The 17159-nt window shown below is 65.4% G+C and carries 15 protein-coding genes and 1 pseudogene; 10 read left to right on the forward strand and 6 right to left on the reverse strand.

The annotated features are described in order from the left end of the window. Window positions 1-13 precede the first annotated feature (13 nt). The 5 genes and pseudogenes from RT697_RS09520 to RT697_RS27090 all read left to right on the forward strand — a co-directional run. Window positions 14-1372 (forward strand): pilus assembly protein N-terminal domain-containing protein, encoded by a 1359-nt coding sequence (locus tag RT697_RS09520; protein ID WP_313698399.1) that lies wholly within the window; start codon window positions 14-16, stop codon window positions 1370-1372. Then, window positions 1359-3050: an ATPase, T2SS/T4P/T4SS family gene (locus RT697_RS09525; RefSeq protein WP_313698402.1), complete on the forward strand. Its 1692-nt coding sequence runs from the start codon at window positions 1359-1361 to the stop codon at window positions 3048-3050. Before RT697_RS09520 ends, RT697_RS09525 begins: the two co-directional genes overlap by 14 nt. Then, window positions 3047-3892 (forward strand): type II secretion system F family protein, encoded by an 846-nt coding sequence (locus RT697_RS09530; protein ID WP_313698404.1) that lies wholly within the window; start codon window positions 3047-3049, stop codon window positions 3890-3892. The genes RT697_RS09525 and RT697_RS09530 overlap by 4 nt, the downstream gene beginning before the upstream one ends. Window positions 3893-3904: 12 nt before the next feature. Further along, a complete protein-coding gene (locus tag RT697_RS09535) occupies window positions 3905-4777 on the forward strand; it encodes a type II secretion system F family protein (RefSeq protein WP_313698405.1) in 873 nt (290 codons plus the stop codon). Between the two features lie 65 nt (window positions 4778-4842). Then, window positions 4843-5007, forward strand: a pseudogene (locus tag RT697_RS27090) (DUF192 domain-containing protein); the annotation flags it as partial. A gap of 6 nt (window positions 5008-5013) precedes the next feature. Here RT697_RS27090 and RT697_RS09540 read toward each other — a convergent pair. Both RT697_RS09540 and RT697_RS09545 read right to left on the reverse strand, forming a co-directional pair. Next, on the reverse strand, window positions 5014-5817 hold the full coding sequence (locus RT697_RS09540; protein WP_313698407.1) for a BPSS1780 family membrane protein: 804 nt from the start codon (window positions 5815-5817) through the stop codon (window positions 5014-5016). Window positions 5818-5882: 65 nt separating this feature from the next. Then, on the reverse strand, window positions 5883-6851 hold the full coding sequence (locus RT697_RS09545) for a homoserine kinase (protein ID WP_313698408.1): 969 nt from the start codon (window positions 6849-6851) through the stop codon (window positions 5883-5885). Between the two features lie 217 nt (window positions 6852-7068). Here RT697_RS09545 and dusA point away from each other — a divergent pair, with 217 nt between their 5' ends. Continuing rightward, window positions 7069-8049, forward strand: coding sequence for a tRNA dihydrouridine(20/20a) synthase DusA (dusA, locus tag RT697_RS09550; protein WP_313698421.1), 981 nt, complete (start codon window positions 7069-7071; stop codon window positions 8047-8049). A gap of 34 nt (window positions 8050-8083) precedes the next feature. Here dusA and RT697_RS09555 read toward each other — a convergent pair whose 3' ends face one another. Next, the gene (locus tag RT697_RS09555) at window positions 8084-8542 is read right to left on the reverse strand and encodes a CBS domain-containing protein (RefSeq protein WP_056315762.1); all 459 of its coding nucleotides are present in this window, start codon (window positions 8540-8542) and stop codon (window positions 8084-8086) included. Window positions 8543-8578: 36 nt separating this feature from the next. Then, entirely contained in the window at window positions 8579-9892 is a 1314-nt protein-coding gene (locus RT697_RS09560) for a YihY family inner membrane protein (RefSeq protein ID WP_313698410.1), read from the reverse strand. Between the two features lie 17 nt (window positions 9893-9909). Here RT697_RS09560 and RT697_RS09565 point away from each other — a divergent pair, with 17 nt between their 5' ends. The 3 genes from RT697_RS09565 (at window position 9910) to RT697_RS09575 (ending at window position 12700) form a co-directional block, all read left to right on the forward strand. Next, window positions 9910-10281, forward strand: a complete 372-nt coding sequence (locus RT697_RS09565; protein ID WP_056571311.1) for a DUF2069 domain-containing protein — start codon at window positions 9910-9912, stop codon at window positions 10279-10281. After that, window positions 10278-11765 (forward strand): protein adenylyltransferase SelO family protein, encoded by a 1488-nt coding sequence (locus RT697_RS09570; protein ID WP_313698412.1) that lies wholly within the window; start codon window positions 10278-10280, stop codon window positions 11763-11765. The genes RT697_RS09565 and RT697_RS09570 overlap by 4 nt, the downstream gene beginning before the upstream one ends. Window positions 11766-11980: 215 nt before the next feature. Beyond that, complete coding sequence (locus RT697_RS09575; RefSeq protein WP_043518814.1) at window positions 11981-12700, forward strand: response regulator transcription factor; 720 nt, start codon at window positions 11981-11983, stop codon at window positions 12698-12700. Between the two features lie 48 nt (window positions 12701-12748). On the opposite strand, the gene RT697_RS09580 is transcribed toward RT697_RS09575, so the two are convergent. Together RT697_RS09580 and RT697_RS09585 are read right to left on the reverse strand one after the other, a co-directional pair. Continuing rightward, window positions 12749-14281 carry a HAMP domain-containing sensor histidine kinase gene (locus RT697_RS09580; protein WP_313698413.1) on the reverse strand — a complete coding sequence of 511 codons (1533 nt, stop codon included), beginning with the start codon at window positions 14279-14281 and terminating at the stop codon, window positions 12749-12751. 8 nt (window positions 14282-14289) lie between these two features. Further along, entirely contained in the window at window positions 14290-16260 is a 1971-nt protein-coding gene (locus tag RT697_RS09585) for an EAL domain-containing protein (protein WP_313698415.1), read from the reverse strand. A 465-nt stretch (window positions 16261-16725) separates the two neighbouring features. Here RT697_RS09585 and RT697_RS09590 point away from each other — a divergent pair. After that, a partial coding sequence (locus RT697_RS09590; RefSeq protein WP_313698417.1) for a diguanylate cyclase domain-containing protein occupies window positions 16726-17159 on the forward strand: 434 nt, incomplete at its 3' end.

The raw sequence follows: 17159 nt of genomic DNA on the forward strand, positions 1-17159 counted from the left end.
AATCAAAGCCCTGATGGCCATCGTGCTTTGCCTGGTTTGCCTGCCGGCGTGGTCCACCACCGAGACGCTGGAACTGCAGGTTGGCGAGACGCGCGTGTTGCCACATCCGGGTGTGAGGCGAGTCGCCATCGGCAATAGCCAGGTGATCAGCGCGATGGCGGCGGAGGGACGCGAGGTCGTCGTGTTTGCGCGTGCGGAAGGTGTGTCGTCGGTGCATGTGTGGACAGGAAGCGATCGCATCGCGGCCTACGAGTTGCGCGTCGTGGCTGCTGGCACGCCGCGCTTGCGCGACGAGGTCCAGAGCCTGCTTTCGCGCATTCCAGGTGCGCGAAGCTCGAACGTCGGCGGGCGCATCTTGATCGAGGGCGATGACCTCTCCGATGACGACCGCTCGCGCATTGCGGCGCTGGCAGACCGGTATCCGGATGTCGTGGATTTCACGGGACAGGTCGGGTGGGACCGCATGGTGCTGCTGGACGTGCAGGTGGTCGAGATTCCCACGTCGCGGCTGCAGGAGTTGGGCGTGCGCTGGGATGGCATGACGCAAGGCGGCGTCAATACCGGCCTGGCATGGGATGGCGGCTCCCGGGGGCGCATGACCCGTCCCGGCGAGCAGATCATCGAGACGGCGGCGCCTATCTCATCCGCCGCGGGCTATTTCGGCGTCAATGCCCTGCTGTCGGCGCGTATCGCCGCGTTGGCGCAAACCGGGGAGGCGGTCATGCTGGCGCAACCGCAGCTTCTTGCACGAAGCGGCGCGAGCGCCACTTTTCTAGCGGGTGGCGAAGTGCCCTACGCCTCGACCGACTCGCGCGGCAACCCCACCACGCTCTTCAAACCCTATGGCGTTTCACTGAATATCACACCCCGGATCGATCGCAACGGCGTCATCCGCTCGCTGATCGAAGTCGAGGCCAGTTCGGTCGACACCTCGCTAAGCCTTCCCGGCGGCCCGGCGCTGCGGACACGCCGCGCGTCCACCGAGTTCAATGTGCGCTCCGGCAACACGCTCGTCATCGGCGGGTTTCTTTCGCGCGAGCAGGGCACTGACGTGAGCGGTTTGCCGGGACTTCGGAACATCCCGATCCTGGGCGCGCTGTTTTCATCCACCCGTTATCAACGCCGCGAGACTGAACTGGCGATCTTCGTGACGCCAAAGATCGTGTCGCAGAGCGAGCCCGCCATGGCGGATCGCGTTCGGCGCGGACGCGAGATTCTGGACGCGACTTTTCCCGATTCGCCGCGTCTCGGAACGGCCACTCCCTACGACGCGGCAAGCTGGGATCCCTACAGTGGCGCAGGGTCGCAATGGGTCGCACCGGCGGCGGATGTCAGCTGGACCTTGCCGGAGGGTCGCGATGCTCAACATTGAACTGACCTTCGAAGACGCGGCACAGCAACAGCACAAACTGCCCGCGCCGGTGCTGATTGGAAGGGGCGCCGACTGCGGGTTGCGGATTCCCACCTGGAGAATCGGTCGCCAGCATGCCCGGCTGCTGTGCGAAGCAGACATCGTCGTCCTGGAAGACCTGGGCACGCTGGCGGGCACGATGGTCAACGGCGTCAGGGTCGTGCGGCATTCGCCCGTGTTGCCTCACGACGAGATCCTTATCGGGCCTTGCAGGTTACGAATATCGAAGCCGAAGCCCGAGCCGGCTTCGCCCGAGGACGCCACGGATGCCGCGCCGCATGGTCCTGGGCGACTCGGTCAACCTTCTGCTGTTGATGATGCTGGCGTATCCGCGCTGGCGGCATCGCCATCCCACACGCAGCGGCTGCACGACCGGCGTCGTCTGCATGCGGCGCTGCTGAGTGCGCTGGACCTGCGCCGGCGCGATGTGGCCGGGATGAGCGACGGCATGCTTCGGGCCGAGGCCGAGCGTCTGCTGATGCAGATTGTGGCCACGGACACCGACCTTCCGGCGCAGGCCGACAAGGCGGCGCTCTGCCGCGAGGTGCTGGATGAATCGGTGGGTCTCGGGCCGCTGGAACCGTTGCTTGCGGCGCCGGACATTACGGAAATCATGGTCAATCGCTATGACGAAATCTACGTCGAGCGTGCAGGCCGCCTCTGGCGCGAACAGGCTGCATTCACCAGCGAGCAGTCGGTGCGCTGGGTGATCGAACGCATCGTCACCCCGTTGGGCCGCCGCATCGACGAAAGCTCGCCGATGGTGGATGCGCGACTGCCCGACGGCTCGCGCGTGCACGCCATCATTCCGCCCGTGGCGATGAAGGGCGCCAGCCTGACCATACGAAAATTCCCGCAGCGGCGGCCGCAGATGCCCGACCTGATTGCGTTGGGCGCGCTGAGCGACCCGATGGCGCAGTTTCTGGCGCTGTGCGTCAGGATGCGCAAGAACCTGGTCGTATCGGGCGGTACGGGCTCCGGCAAGACGACGCTGCTGAACATCCTGTCGAACGAGATTCCGGCCGGCGAGCGCGTGGTCACGATCGAAGACGCTGCGGAGCTGCGGCTGAACCATGCGCACTTGGTCGCGCTCGAGGCGCGGCCCGCGAATCAGGAAGGCAGGGGGCGAATCGACATCCGCGAGCTCGTGCGCAATGCGTTGCGCATGCGGCCGGACCGCATTGTCGTGGGCGAATGCCGGGGCGCCGAGGCGTTCGACATGCTGACGGCCATGAACACGGGCCATGAAGGTTCGCTGACCACGCTGCACGCCAATTCTCCGCGCGATGCGTTGGCCCGGCTTGAGTCCATGATTCTGATGGCGGGGCTGGACCTGCCGCTGTCGGCGGTCCGCGAGCATATTGCCGCCAGTGTGGATGTGGTCGTGCAGCAGGCGCGGTTGTCGGACGGACGCCGCGTCGTCACGGCGATCGTCGAAGTGGCTGGCATGGAGAGCGGCCGGATCCAGTTGCAGGACTTGTTCGGCTTTGATCGAACCCATGGGTTTCGCGGATGCGGCGTGCTGCCCGGATTCGCGCAGGAATGGGCGGATAGCGGTGTAAGCCTGGAAACCGCATGGTTCTCGGACGCGGCGGGCCGCGCGCCGGACTTCGGTTCCTTTACGCAGGGCTTGCCATGATCTGGCTTGCGGCAGCGGCTGCCATGGTGTGCGCGGGGTTGCTGGCGTGGCGCGCACAGACTTGGTTTGCGCCCGCGCTTCGGCGATACCGGGAGGTCTATACCCAGGACGCGGGCGTGCGCTTGAGCGAAGTGTTTCTTTTCATCGACCCGCGTCAATTGTGGGCGGGCGCTGTCGGCTGCGGTGTGGCGGCTGCGGTAGCTGCATTCACGGCCACAGGCAGCGCGTTGATGGCAGCCCTGTTCGCCCTCCCGGCCTCACGCGTGCCGCGGATGGTGGTAGAAGGGCTGCGGCGGCGGCGTGCGCGGCGCTTCGAAGCGCAATTGCCCATGGCGCTGTTGATGCTGGCCTCCGCGTTGCGGGCCGGCGTGGCAATGACAACCGGTTTGCGCCATGTCGTGGAACAGAGCAGCGCGCCGCTCGCCCAGGAGTTCGGTCTGATGCTGCGGGAACAGCGTCTGGGCGTGCCGTGGGACGCTGCGCTCGACAACCTGCTGGTCAGGATGCCGGCTGATTCGACCTCGCTGGTGGTGGCGGCAATGCGCATCGCGACAAAGACGGGCGGCAATCTGGCAGAAGCCCTGGAGAGCATCGCACAGACGTTGCGTGCCCGCCTTCAATTGCAGGCGAAGCTGCTGGCGCTGACGTCGCAGGGGCGGCTGCAGGCGTGGATCGTGGGGGCGTTGCCCTTGCTGCTGCTGGCGGTGCTCGATCGAATGGAGCCGGAGATCATGGGGCTGTTGTGGCACACGCCGATGGGATGGGGCGTGCTGGCCATCGTGGCGGTGCTGGAGACGGCCGGCGTGCTGCTGATCCGGCGAATCATGCGGATTGATATCTGAGAGGGGGGCGGGATGTGGCTTTACTTGAGCATGTTCGCGACGGCGGCCGGGACGGCCTGGCTTGCGTGGGTGCTGTTGAGTCCGTTGTTGAGGGAGGAGCGGCAGGCGGCGCGCGCCATGCCATGGTGGTGGCGCGTCGCATGGCCCTGGATCGCTGCGGTGGCGCCATTGGCGGGCCCGCTGTGCGCGTGGCAATGGCGGCTGCGGCTGGATCGGGCCATTGAACGGGCGGCGCTGCCCCGGGGAGTCGGGTATGCGCACATCGCGGCGTTGTGCGCTAGCGCGGCCGTCGCTGCCGGCGGGATGGCCGCGGCAGTGGCGCTTGCGCTGACGCCGCCAGGCTCGGTTGCGTGGTTGCATTGGGCGGTGGTGGCGGCGCTGGCCGCCGGCTTGGCGCCAACGATGTGGTTGAAGGGCCTGGGTTCGCAGCGATGCCGAGCCATCGAGCGGGATCTTCCCTTCGTGTTCGACATGATGACGCTGTGCGTCGAAGCGGGCTTGAGCGTGCAGGGCGCGCTGCAAGTGTCGGCGCAAAGCGGGCCACCGGGCGTGCTGCGCGAGGCGCTGGCCGATGCGCTTGCCGAAATGCGGGCCGGGGTGTCCAGAACCACGGCGATCAAGACATTGGCCGAGCGCAGCAACAGCGCGGTTGCGCGCAACTGGGCGGCGGCCCTGGCGCAGGCGGAGGCGCTCGGGACCAGCCTGGGGCCGGTCTTGCGTGCGCAAGCGGCGCAGTGCCGCAGCGACCGTCACACGCGGGCCGAGCAACTGGCGATGCAGGCGCCGGTGAAGATGCTGCTGCCGTTGATCGGCTGCATCTTTCCGTGCACGTTCATCGTGCTGGCGTTTCCGATTGTGGTTCAGCTGCTGCAGAGCGTGCAATGAGCCGCCCCATGCCATTGCGCGAAGGGCGCCTGCGGTTGCTGACGGTGAGGCGTTGGTGGGGGCGGATGCGCGGGTTGCTGGGTCGGGCCCCGCCGGGGCCGCGGGCAGGTGTGCTGCTGACTCCCTGCGCCGCGGTGCATACCATCGGCATGCGTTACGCCATCGACGTGGCGTTCATCGGCCGTGACGGCCGGGTGGTGGGGCTGCGCCGGACCCTTGCGCCGTGGCGGGTGGCGCTATGCCTGCGCGCCGTTGCCGTTGTCGAGATGCGTGCCGGCGTTATTGATGCCGAACACGGAGGTATAGGCCGGATAGAAGCTGCAGTACAGGACGCCGCCCGCCGCAATGTTGAACGGAATCTGCAGCGTGCCGGCAAACTGGGGCGACAAGCCGACGGCAACCAGCAATCCGGCGCACAGATCGATGAACAGGAACACCATGATCCAGCAGACGCCGTACACAATGAACGGCAACTTGTTGCGCCAGCACGCGATGCCGGAGAAGAACAGAGCCTGCGTCAGGCGCAGGCCGTGCCAGGCCACCAGCACGGGCGCATGCCAGAACAGCGCCGCGATCACCACGTAGCAGATCGCGAACAGCATCAGCGGCATGGCCATGGCCGACAAAATCGGCTCCATGCTCTTTTCGACCGAGGCGATGCGCATGCCTTCCATCATCGAGTCGGAAAAGGGCAGGAAGATGGCCAGGCCTGTCACCAGGCAAAGACCGGCATACAGCAGGCCCATCAGGAACAGCTTGCGGAACACGCCCGGCTGCTTGAGGGGCTTGCCCCACATGGACGGCAGCATGACGCGGTCGGCCTCCACGTGCTTGCAGGCGGACAGTGTCATCAGGGTGATGATGGGCATCAGGGCCACGACGAGCATCGGGCCGACCGGCGGCGTGGCGGATGCGAAGACGACGAGCAGGCTGATGGCCATGGCCCAGGTGAACATGGCCAGGGGTTGCTTGCGGAACAGACGGAATCCGTCGCGGACCCAAAGCCAGCCGGACGTCGCGGGTAGAAATGCTGCTTGCATGGCTCTCTAGAGGAGGAGTTCTCTCAAATCGGGGGAGGCTGTTCCCATTATGGGGGGCGTAGCGGTTACGGCAAGACGGGCAGTTCCGACCGGTGGCGCGCTTGCAACACTCTTTCGAAGTGGCGCGGGTCGTGCGGCTTGAGCGTCTGCGCCGGGCGGGGCAGAAAGAAGTCATACAACCGCGACAGCCAGAAACGCAAGGCTGCCGCTCGCAGCATCTGGGGCCAGACTTCGCGCTCGGCGTCGGTGAACGGGCGCACCGCCGCGTAGGCAGCCAGCCAGGACTGCACCAGCTCGGGGATGAATTCGCCGGTGTCGCGTTCGATGCACCAGTCGTTGACGCTGACGGCCACGTCGAACAGCCAGGTGTCGCAGCCCGCGAAATAGAAGTCGATGATGCCGCCCATGAGCGGATCCTCGAACGTACCGGCGAAAAGGACGTTGTCGCGGAAAAGGTCGCAGTGGGCGGGTCCGGACTGCAGGGCCTGCCATGCGGGCGTCCTGGTGGCGGCTTGCTGGGCGGCCAGTTCGGACGTCAGCAGTTCGGCCTGGGCCGGGCTGAGAAAGGGCATGACCTTGGGCGCGGTTTCCAGCCACCACGACAGCCCACGCAAATTGGGCTGGTGAATCGGAAAGTCCTGCGCCGCGACGTGCGCACGGGCAAGGGTGGCGCCGGCGAGCGCGCAATGGGCGGGGCCGGGGGCGGGCTCGTAGCCGCCGGGCAGGCGCGACACGATGGCGCACGGCTTGCCGTGCAACGTGGTCAACCGGGTGCCGTCGCGCAGAGTCTGCGGCTGCGGCACCGGGATGCCGCGTTCGGCCAGGTGATACATCAGTTCGATGTAGAAGGGCAACTGAGCCTGCGTAAGCACCTCGAACAGCGTCAGGACATACTCGCCGCGGGTCGTGTACAAAAAATAGTTGGTGTTTTCGATACCCGCCGTAATGCCTCGAAGCGAGACAAACTCGCCCAGATCGAAATGCGCCAGCAGGGCGCGCGCGTCGTCATCGGATACGGGGGTGAATACGGCCATGGATCTTCGGTATGAGGGGTTAGCGGACGCGCGGACGGGCGAGCACGGTCGCGGCGCCGCAATTTTAGACCACATGGCGGGCAGCCTCCGCCAGCGGTTCCGCACGAGGCGCGGAACCCGGCGGGCACAATGTCGCCAAGCACCGTAAAATACCGCATCCCTTTGTTTTGTAGAGTGATTCTTGGACTCCCCCGACTGGCGGCTTTGCGTCGCCCCGATGATCGACGTCACTGACCGCCACTGCCGGTTCTTTCACCGTCTGCTGGCGCCGCGCGCCCGCCTGTACACCGAAATGATCACCACCGGTGCGCTGCTGCACGGCAACGTGGCCCGCCACCTGGACTTTGACGAGGCCGAGCATCCCGTCGCCTTGCAACTGGGCGGCAGCGAGCCTGATGCGTTGGCGCACGCCGCCAAGCTGGGCAAGCAATGGGGCTATGACGAAATCAACCTGAATTGCGGCTGCCCGTCCGAACGGGTGCAGAAGGGGGCCTTTGGCGCCTGCCTGATGGCCGAGCCGGCGCTGGTGGCCGACTGCATGAAGGCCATGCAGGACGCCGTGGACATTCCTGTCACGGTCAAGCACCGCCTGGGGCTGGACTACGACGAATCCTATGAATTCGTGCGCGATTTCGTGGGCAAGGTCTATGACACCGGTTGCCGCGTGTTCATCGCGCATGCGCGCAACGCCGTGCTCAAGGGCCTGTCGCCCAAGGACAATCGCGAAATTCCCCCACTGCGCTACGACGTGGTCTCACAATTGAAGCGAGATTTCCCGGATTGCACCTTCGTGCTCAACGGTGGGCTGGCCGATGCCGGGCAATCCGTGCAGGCGGCCGAAGTCTTCGATGGGGTGATGCTGGGCCGCGCCGCGTGGCATACGCCGCGCGTGCTGTCTGAGGTTTCAATGCAGTTGTGGCCATCGGTGCGGCTGCCGAGCGACGCGCAGGTCGTGGACGCCATGACGGAATACGCCGCGCGGCAGGTTGCGAAGGGCGTGCCGCTGCGGGTGATGACGCGACCGATGCTGGGCCTGGTAAATGGCCAGTCGGGGGCGCGGCGGTGGCGGCGGATGCTGTCGGATCCCGCCCTGTTGGCCGCGAACAATCCGGAACTGATCTACGACGCGTGGCGCAGCCAGCGTCATGCGCCTGGTGCGCGCGACGCCACGCGCGAGGCCGCGCCGGCCGGGATGTGAATCCGCAGCCGGCGCTGCAAGGGCGCCGGCGGGCTCAGGACTGGGCAGGTTCCGCGCTTTCGGCGGGCCAGTCGCGAATGTAGGCCTTCAGCATGTTGTTTTCAAACTGCTGGGCCGCAACGATGGCCTGCGCCATGTCATAGAACGAAATGACGCCCATCAGCGTGGGGCCATCCATGACGGGAATGTAGCGGGCGTGCTTTTCGAGCATCAGGCGCTGGACTTCGTCGGCGCTGGTGTTGGGCGACACGCTGACCGGCGCGTCGTCCATGATGGAACGGATGGTCGTATCGCCCGCGCCGCCATGCGCGTGCATGTGGCGGATGATTTCGCGGAACGTGAGCATGCCGGTCAATGTGCCGAATTCCATGATGACCAGCGAGCCTATGTCTTGTTCGCTCATGGTTTGCACGGCCTGGGCCACGGGCATGTCGGGCGACGCCGTATAGAGCGTATCGCCCTTGACGCGCAAAATCTCACTGACCTTCAACATCGATATCTCCTGGGGCGGACTGCGCCCTATGCTTTGCTATTTCTTGTTCGCTTCCAGTTGCAGCACCGGGGCGACTCCATTTGCGGTATTTTGCGCCTCTCCGCAGAGTTCTTCCAGCGTTGGCGTGGTTTGCGGCGAATTTACAGACGATGCGATGCGCAGGATGTCGGGGTCGTTGCGAACGCGGGATTGGCTCCGGTCCAGCAGAAAGCGATCCACGACAGGGGCCAGCGAGGTCTCGCGCGCGTCGCACGTCAGCATCCAGTTGTCTTCGGGACTGCGCGTGGCCAGTCCCATCGTGCTCAGCGTTTCCAGGACTTCATTGAGTTCATCCTGGTGCAACCGCAGCTGCGAGGCCAGCGTGTTGGCGGCAACGCCGCCGGGCGTCGCAAGCTGGGCGCGTCGCAGCGCGCGCAGCGCATCCAGCGCATCGACGAACGAGGCGCCCGGATAGCGGTTGATGTGCCAGCGGCCCAGCCGGATCAATGGCGCACTGGAGGCAAGCGTCGCGCCCAACAGCACGGCCAGCCAGGACAGGTAGATCCATAGCAGGAAGATGGGCAGGGTGGCGAAGGCGCCATAGATGACCGTATAGGTGGGAAACCGCGTCAGGTAAAAAGCGAACGCGGACTTCATGATTTCCAGCACGATGGCCGTGACGCAGCCCCCGATCAACGCGTCGCGCCATAGCACGTCGCGGTTGGGCACGACGACAAAGAGCGCGGCAAAGCCCAGGCCGGTCAGCACCAGCGGGATGAACGAGACGACGACACTGATGACTTCGGGCACGTCCTTGATGAGGCCCAGCGATTCGCGGGCCACAAACGAGGTCGCCCACAGGCTGGCGCCCGCCAGGACCGGGCCGAGCGTGATGATGGCCCAGTACACCAGCGCCCGCTGCGGCAGGGGACGCTGGCGCGAGACGCGCCAGATGTCGTTGAAGGCCTGGTCGATCGTCATGATCAGCAGCAGCGACGTGACCAGCAGAAACGCGCCGCCAATGGCGGTCAGGCGCGAGGCCTGGTGCGCGAACTGGTTCAGGTAGTCCATGATGTTGTCCGACACGGACGGCGGCATCAGGCTGGTGGTGAGGAAGTCTTCGAGGGCGACCCGGAATTCCTGGAACACGGGAAAGGCCGTGAACAGCGACAGCACCACCGCAAGCATGGGAACGATAGCCAGAACGGTGGTGAAGGTGAGGCTGGAGGCAACCTGCAGCAGCTTCTCTTCGTTGGCGCGTTGGAAGACAAAACGAAATACGCGTCCGGTCCTCGCGACCCGGGAAATGCGCGAGGTTGGTCGTTCTTTGACCGCCGGCGTAGCGGCGGCGGGCTCGGCGGGGCGATTCATCAGGCGATAATAGCAGCATGAATCCCGAACTCAACCCCCGCTTGCGCCTCGTGGCCTCGGTTTCATTGTTTGCCCTGATCGTGCTGTGCGTCGCCTGGGAAACCGTGGTGGCGCCGGTGCGGCCGGGCGGTTCCTGGATGCTGCTGAAAGCCTTGCCGCTGGCGTTTCCGCTGCGCGGCATCGTGCGCGGCAATCTCTACACCTACCAGTGGGCGGCCATGCTGTCGCTGCTGTATCTGATGGAAGGCGTGGTGCGCGCCATGTCGGATCCGGCGCCGCTGTCCGTTTTGATGGCGTGGGGCGAGATCATCTTGTCCACCACCTTTTTCCTTAGCGCCATCTTTTATGTGCGGCCCGCCAAGCGCGCTGCCCGGAGTCAACGCGCATGAATGCCCAGTCCCTGTCCGAACTTCAAGCCGTCAACTCCTTTGCGGCCCTGCCCGAGGCCTTCTACACCCGGCTGGCGCCGCGCGGGCTGAACAATCCGCGTCTGCTGCACGCCAACGAAGAGGCGGCCGCCCTGATCGGCCTGGATCCGTCGGTGCTGACCACCCCCGAGTTCCTGCAGGTGTTTTCCGGCGGGCAGCCGTTGCCGGGCGGGGATACGCTGGCCGCCGTGTATAGCGGCCACCAGTTCGGGGTGTGGGCGGGGCAGCTTGGCGATGGACGGGCGCATCTGCTGGGCGAAGTTCAAGGACCCGCGGGCGCGTGGGAACTGCAGCTCAAGGGCTCGGGCATGACGCCGTATTCGCGGATGGGCGACGGGCGGGCTGTGCTGCGGTCGTCCGTGCGGGAATACCTGGCCAGCGAGGCCATGTTCGGGCTGGGCGTGCCGACCACGCGCGCCCTGGCGCTGGTGGTTTCCGATGATCCGGTCATGCGCGAGACCGTCGAGACCGCCGCGATCGTGACCCGGATGTCGCCCAGTTTCGTCAGATTCGGATCGTTTGAACATTGGTCGTCGCGGCGCCAGCCCGACATGCTGAAAACGTTGGCCGATTATGTGATCGACCGCTATTACCCCGAATGCCGCGACGTGCAGACCGGCGATTCGGCGTCCGATACGGCCCCGTATGTGAATCTGCTGCGGGAAGTCACGCGGCGCACGGCGTTGCTGATGGCGGACTGGCAGGCCGTCGGGTTTTGCCACGGCGTCATGAATACCGACAATATGTCGATCCTGGGGCTGACGCTGGATTACGGACCCTACGGATTTATGGACGGTTTCCGGCTGGCGCATATTTGCAACCATTCGGATGCCGAAGGGCGCTATTCCTGGAACCGGCAGCCATCCGTGGCGCTTTGGAACCTGTATCGGCTCGGCGGCAGTCTGCACATGCTGGTGCAGGATGCCGACGCATTGCGCGCCGTGCTGGATGAATACGAAGCCATTTTCACGCGCGCTTTCCATGACAAGATGGGCGCCAAGATGGGTTTGGCGGCCTGGCGTCCCGACGATGAGGCACTGCTGGACGATCTGCTTAAACTGATGGACGCCAATCAGGCGGACTTCACGCTGTCCTGGCGCCGGCTGGCCGACGCCACGCAAGGGCAGCGCAGCGGCTTCGAGGATTTGTTTATCGACCGGCCCGCCGCCGGCGCCTGGCTGGACAGGCTGCTGGCCCGCCAGGCACAGGACGCCAGGCCTGCCGCGGAAACGGCTGCCGCCATGAATGGCGTGAATCCGTTATATGTGTTGCGCAACCACCTGGCGGAAGAGGCGATTCGCGCTGCCAAGGCCGGCGACGCCAGCGAGATCGAAACGCTCATGAAACTGCTGCGCAATCCCTTCGTCGCCCAGGACGGTTTTGAGCGCTATGCCGGGTTGCCGCCGGATTGGGCGGGCGGAATCGAAGTGAGTTGTTCGTCCTGAAGATGATTTTGCGATATCGTCGATGGCATTAATCCTGCGACATTCCCGCGATTAAGAAAAAAATCGCGGCCAAAATGTGAAATATCGCCGTTTTTTTCGCTGCAATCATTCGTTTCCATTGTAAAAGTCGTAAGATTGCCGGCTCCGGGGCATTTTTCAACGCGTGGGCGCTCCAGAGGAATTTGTCGACAATTTCAATGTAAAGCACTCTGAATATGCCTGGTGCAGATGGTTTGCTATGTATAGGTCTGCTTGAGGACGACGCCGATTTCCGCGAGGAACTGGCGTTGGGCTTGGGCGGCTACGGCTTTCGCGTGGCGTTCGCTTGTGACAATGCAGTGGCGTTCTACCGCCGCCTGCAGGAACAGCCGTGCGACATCGTCATTCTCGACGCCCATCTTCCCGGTGAAGACGGCTTTTCCGTTGCGACGCGACTGCGCGCCCTGAGCCCGGTGGGCATCGTCATGCTGACCGGCCGCAGCGCTCTGGAAGACCGCGTTCGCGGGCTGGAGGGCGGCGCCGACGTCTACATGACCAAGCCGGTGGACCTGCTGGAGCTCAGCTCGGTCATTCGCAGCCTGGCGCGCCGCATGCGGCTGGCCAAGGCGCCGCGCCCGGCCGACGCCGAAACGCGCGCGTCGGCCGATACGAACTGGTCGCTGCAGGACGGCGGCTGGATTCTCGTGGCGCCCGATGGCGCTTCGCTGCACCTGAGCGCGCAGGAACGGACGTTCCTGGTGGCCCTGATGGATGCCGCCGGCAGTGCCGTCAGCCGGCAGGCGCTGGCTGAACTCTTCCTGCCCGACAGCCCGGGCGGGTTTGAATTGCGGCGTATCGACGTGCTGGTCAGCCGTCTGCGCGCCAAGGCGCAGAGCGCCGGCCTCAAGCTGCCGGTGTTGTCGGTGCGAGGCCAGGGCTACGTGTTCGCGGCCTGATCCCGGACAAGGCCCGGGCCCCGGTTGAAGCCGAGGCCCGCGCGGCGCCTAAGCCGATTGCCCGTTGGCGGGCAGGGTAACGACAAAGCGTGTGCCCACGCCCACCTTGCTCTGCATCGTCAGCGATCCGCCCTGGCTCTGGCAGATGCGCCGCGCCAGATACAACCCGATCCCCATGCCTTGGGTTTCGCGATGCGCGGACCGCCGGAAGCGCGGCTCGAAGATCCGGGCCTGTTCCTCTTCTCCAATGCCGGGTCCCCGGTCCACGACGGCGGCCCAGGTCATGGCCGTGTCGCCGACCCGCGTGTGACCCGTCTCGATCCGCACGGGTTCGTTGGCCGGCGAATACTTGATGGCGTTATGGATCAGGTTGCGCACGACGACGCTGGTGAGCGGTCGATCGCAGAACACCGGCTGCGGCGCCTGCGCTTCGAGCACCAGGGCATGGGCCGTATCCGGCCGCATGGCGTTCACCACGTCGCGCACCAGGTCGGCCATGTCGGTCTGCTCGCCGCGCGGGCTCCAGGCATGTTCCTCGAGGCGATCCTGATTCAGCAACTGATCCATCAGTTCGGTCATGCGCGACACCGACCGGTGAATGCGCTGCAGCCGCGTGTCGACGGTTTCGCCGCTGTCCGACAGGATCATGTCCAGCGATTGCGCCGCGGCGCTGATGGTAGCGAGGGGCGCGCGCAGCTCGTGTGAAATCAGCGCGTTCATCTGCCGCTGCGTGTCCAGCGCGCCGGCAAGTTCGGCCAGCCGCAGTTCGCCTTGCGCCAGGTGTTCGGCGTCCGAGCCGGTGCCCTTGCTGCTGGCGGGCACGGCACTGTTGGAGGCATCCAGCGCCAGCCAGATGAGCGTGCCCGACACCAGCATCAATCTAAATACTTCGAAGCTCGCATCCGCGGCGTCTGCCCCGCTTGCGTGCCAGGCGTCGTGTCCAAGGATCCAAGCCGATGCGCCAAAGGCAAGCGTCAGCGCAAGGTTGGCCGGACGGCCAGACCGCTGCCGTATCGCAGTGGCCAGGAACCACAGCGCCAAGGGCACGCTCAGCGCTGCGCACACGCCTGCAATGGCGGCCGGCAACGCTCCGGATTCGGTTTCGTATACGAAGATCAGCGCCAGTGCGGCCACGCCGGACAGCGCGATGCTGATCCACCGGCACGCGGCGCCCAGTCCGGCGGCGATGCGCGATCCCTGCAGCAGAGGCGCGGTCAGCGCGAGCAGGGCGGCATAGGAGGCGGCCTGCAGCGCGCCGGGCGGCATCAGATCGGGCAGCGAACGGAACAGGCCTTCGACCAGCGCGAAGGCCATGCCCGCCGCATACAGGGCGTTGCGGGTGTGCGCCCAAGCCACGCCGCACACCATCGCGCAGGCGATGGCGACGCCGGCGGTCAGGCCCGAGTGCAGATTGTCGTAGCCGGCATGGAGTCCGTCGGCATTCAACCCATAAGCGAGCGCGTAGGCCGGCCAGAAGCAGGCGCACAGCAGCAGACCAACTCCCGACCAGACGGTTGTCCGGAAGAAGCCGGGCTGGCTTGCGCGAAGGTGGCGAAAACGCCAGCGGGTGCGAAGAAACAATCCTTCCGTCAACTAGGAACCCATTGGTGATCATGCGCGAGGTCTTGTGCGCGGGCGGAGTTTACGACAGCCCCGCTGATCGCGCGGACGCCGATTTCTTCCAGGACGAGCTGCGTGGCCGTGTCTGGCACGTCGGCCGCATAGACCGACATGCCAAGCGTCATTGCGGTCGCGACCACGGTGGCGGCCAGGTGCTGGCTGCCGGGACTTTGCAGGAGGCCGCCGATGAAACTGCCGCTCAACGTGACGTACGAGACGGGATATTCATGCAGGTGTTCCATGGCGCCGAACTGCTGTGACAGCCGCGACACCCCGACCCGTCCGCCGGCGCCGATGACGATATCGCAGAGTTGGCGCACATCGGCGCCTTGTTCGACGAGTCCCGCAGCGTCGACTTCCAGAATCAGCCGCGCCGACAGCGCGGGCCGGTCGTCGAGCATGCGTTCAAGGCGGGTGAAGAAGGATCCCTGGGCAAGCGTGGCCAGCGATACCGGCACGGTGAGCGCGCCATCATGGGTGAACAGCCAGTCGAGGCCCAGACGGATCGCCTGGATGTCGCATTCGGCGGACAGGCCCAGACGCACGGCCGGCGGCATGAAGATCGAGGCGGGCACGGGATCGGTGCCGGAAGCATCGTGCAGCGTCAGGCAGGCCTCGTGGTGCAGCAAGGCGCCGGACAGGTCATGCAACGGCTGTGCCGTCAATGAGAACCGGTGTTGCTCCAACGCCGTGATCAGCGCGTCGTGCCAACTGTATTCACCGATGCGGGTGCTGTCGGCGGCCTGGCTTGCCGGGGTGATCTGGTCGTCGTCCGCGCTCTCTGCGCACATCAGCGCATGGTCCAGGCGCGCCAGGATGTCGCTCATGTTGTCGCCCGGGGCAAACGCCGCCATGGCCAGCGCCCACCGGCACCAGCCGCATTTGTCCATCGGCACGCGCAGCGACCGCAACTCGCGCCGCACGCGTTCAGCCAGCACGCTCGCCTGCGGCGCGGAGGTGCGCGGCAGCAGCAGGGCGAAATCCGATCCGCTGATCCGGGCGATCAGCGTGCCCGGTCCGCCAAATTCCTGCACCAGCTTGCGCAGGCGCTCCGACGATGAGCGCAGCCACTGGTCGGTGAAGGCGCGCGACAGGTGACGATTGATCTGGGCGAGGTCGCGTTGACGGAACATCAGCAGATGGCCGCCGGCTTCGTCGGATTTGTCGGCCAGCGCAAGCCTGAACTGGTCGACAAAATGCTTGCGGTTCGACAGGCGCGAGATGGGATCCCGGTAGATCTCGCTTTGCAGCGATTCGATGCGGGCATTCTGCTCTTCGACCGTGGCGGCGACCCGGCGCTGCGCATCGACCAGCGCCTGGTCCACGCCAGGCATTTCGCATGAACCGGTCAGCGGCGCGACGGCGCCGGGGGCCAGGGCGCGCACGCGTTCGCAGATGTCGCGCGACGTGCGGGCCTCGATCCAGCGCACGAGATTGGTGGCGAACAGCGCCCAGAACGCGGCCGCCGCCAGCACCAGACCCAGCACCCGGATGCCGCCTTGCCACAGCGTGTCGCGGGCCAGACGCGCATCCGCCTGCACGGTGAGGGTGCCTTTGGCTTGCCCGCCGGGAATGACAAACGGCCGCGAAACGGCCGGCGCTTCCATGTTCAGCCAGGCGGCGCGCCAGTCGCGTTCGCGGCCCGCGGCGGTCGGCCCCGCCCGGCGCTCCACACGCGGTGCGTTCCCTTCGTTCGTGATATTGACCAGCGCATACAGGCCCTGGCCGAACAATTCATCGGCCAGCTCGACCTGCTCGCGGTGGCTGCCTGAACTGTGCGACAAGGCCCAGGCGAGCGCGTTGGCGCCCGATTCGCTTTGCTGGGCGAGCTGCGTATTCAGATAGCGGTGCGCCGCCAGCATCCCGAGGGCTTGAGCGCCCAGCAGGATAAAGCCGACCAGAAGGGCGGAGCATAGAAGCAGCCGGCGTAGTGTGGGCATGTACTTGCGAGTCCCTTCTTGGGCTGGCGCGGGATGAAAACCTGGATATCAAACGTGACACACGTTACGAAACGACAACCGACAATGCGGCCTGTGTAATGGGTCCTGTCACAGAACGCACAGAATATTACGAAATCCTCGGTCATATCAGACAAGGTGTGTAATTATTTCGTTCGTGAGAATCGGCCGTTTGAGAACTATTGAGACACTGCGTATTAATTTTTGGGGTTGCAGTGTCGTAGATGGGTCGAGGCATGGCGAGAGGACCGGTCCGTGACCGCTATCCAAGGACCCCGCCATGACCGCTGCGAGCAACATAGGATCCGAAGAAAGTCAGGAGAAAGGGGCGCGTTGCCTCCGAAATGTGGCGTTTTTTTGCAAAAACAATGCATAATTTAAAATATGTTACAGCTCCCGGGCCCGTGGCCGGGCCGCAACGTCGGGGGCATTGGATAGGGGGGCTCCGTGCGTGAGAGTTACCTGCTCGCACTGTGCCTGACGCTCGCGGGCGCACTTGCAGCGATCAGTCTGCTGTTCTTCCGCCGGGATCGTGCGCTGCGCCGCCGACTTACGCGGGATGAACTGACCGGCCTCCTTAGCCAACAGGAGCTGCATCGTCGCGTGCGTGCCTGGCTGGGCCAGCCCCAGGGGACGACGCGCCGCGGCGCCTTTTTTCTCATCAGTTTCGAACACTACGCTCAGATCAGCGCCATGCTGCGCGCCGGCGAGGACCAGGCGTTGCTGGTTCAGGTGGCGGATCGCATCAGCCTGGTCGCACGCACGCTCGGCGGCATGGCAGCCCGCACCGGCGCCGATTCGTTCACCGTCTGTGTGCCCGGCGTGGACGAGGAGGGCGCTGCCCAGGTGTCCGCCAAGCTGCTGGCCGACCTGAGCGCCCC

Origin of the sequence: Achromobacter sp. (genome assembly GCF_032113835.1) — a bacterium.
GTDB lineage: Bacteria > Pseudomonadota > Gammaproteobacteria > Burkholderiales > Burkholderiaceae_B > Achromobacter.

Coding starts and splice junctions, on each gene's coding strand:
- RT697_RS09520 (WP_313698399.1), top strand. CDS start 14: ATGGCCATCGTGCTTTGCCTGGTTTGCCTGCCGGCGTGGTCCACCACC.
- RT697_RS09525 (WP_313698402.1), top strand. CDS start 1,359: ATGCTCAACATTGAACTGACCTTCGAAGACGCGGCACAGCAACAGCAC.
- RT697_RS09530 (WP_313698404.1), top strand. CDS start 3,047: ATGATCTGGCTTGCGGCAGCGGCTGCCATGGTGTGCGCGGGGTTGCTG.
- RT697_RS09535 (WP_313698405.1), top strand. CDS start 3,905: ATGTGGCTTTACTTGAGCATGTTCGCGACGGCGGCCGGGACGGCCTGG.
- RT697_RS09540 (WP_313698407.1), bottom strand. CDS start 5,817: ATGCAAGCAGCATTTCTACCCGCGACGTCCGGCTGGCTTTGGGTCCGC.
- RT697_RS09545 (WP_313698408.1), bottom strand. CDS start 6,851: ATGGCCGTATTCACCCCCGTATCCGATGACGACGCGCGCGCCCTGCTG.
- dusA (WP_313698421.1), top strand. CDS start 7,069: ATGATCGACGTCACTGACCGCCACTGCCGGTTCTTTCACCGTCTGCTG.
- RT697_RS09555 (WP_056315762.1), bottom strand. CDS start 8,542: ATGTTGAAGGTCAGTGAGATTTTGCGCGTCAAGGGCGATACGCTCTAT.
- RT697_RS09560 (WP_313698410.1), bottom strand. CDS start 9,892: ATGAATCGCCCCGCCGAGCCCGCCGCCGCTACGCCGGCGGTCAAAGAA.
- RT697_RS09565 (WP_056571311.1), top strand. CDS start 9,910: ATGAATCCCGAACTCAACCCCCGCTTGCGCCTCGTGGCCTCGGTTTCA.
- RT697_RS09570 (WP_313698412.1), top strand. CDS start 10,278: ATGAATGCCCAGTCCCTGTCCGAACTTCAAGCCGTCAACTCCTTTGCG.
- RT697_RS09575 (WP_043518814.1), top strand. CDS start 11,981: ATGCCTGGTGCAGATGGTTTGCTATGTATAGGTCTGCTTGAGGACGAC.
- RT697_RS09585 (WP_313698415.1), bottom strand. CDS start 16,260: ATGCCCACACTACGCCGGCTGCTTCTATGCTCCGCCCTTCTGGTCGGC.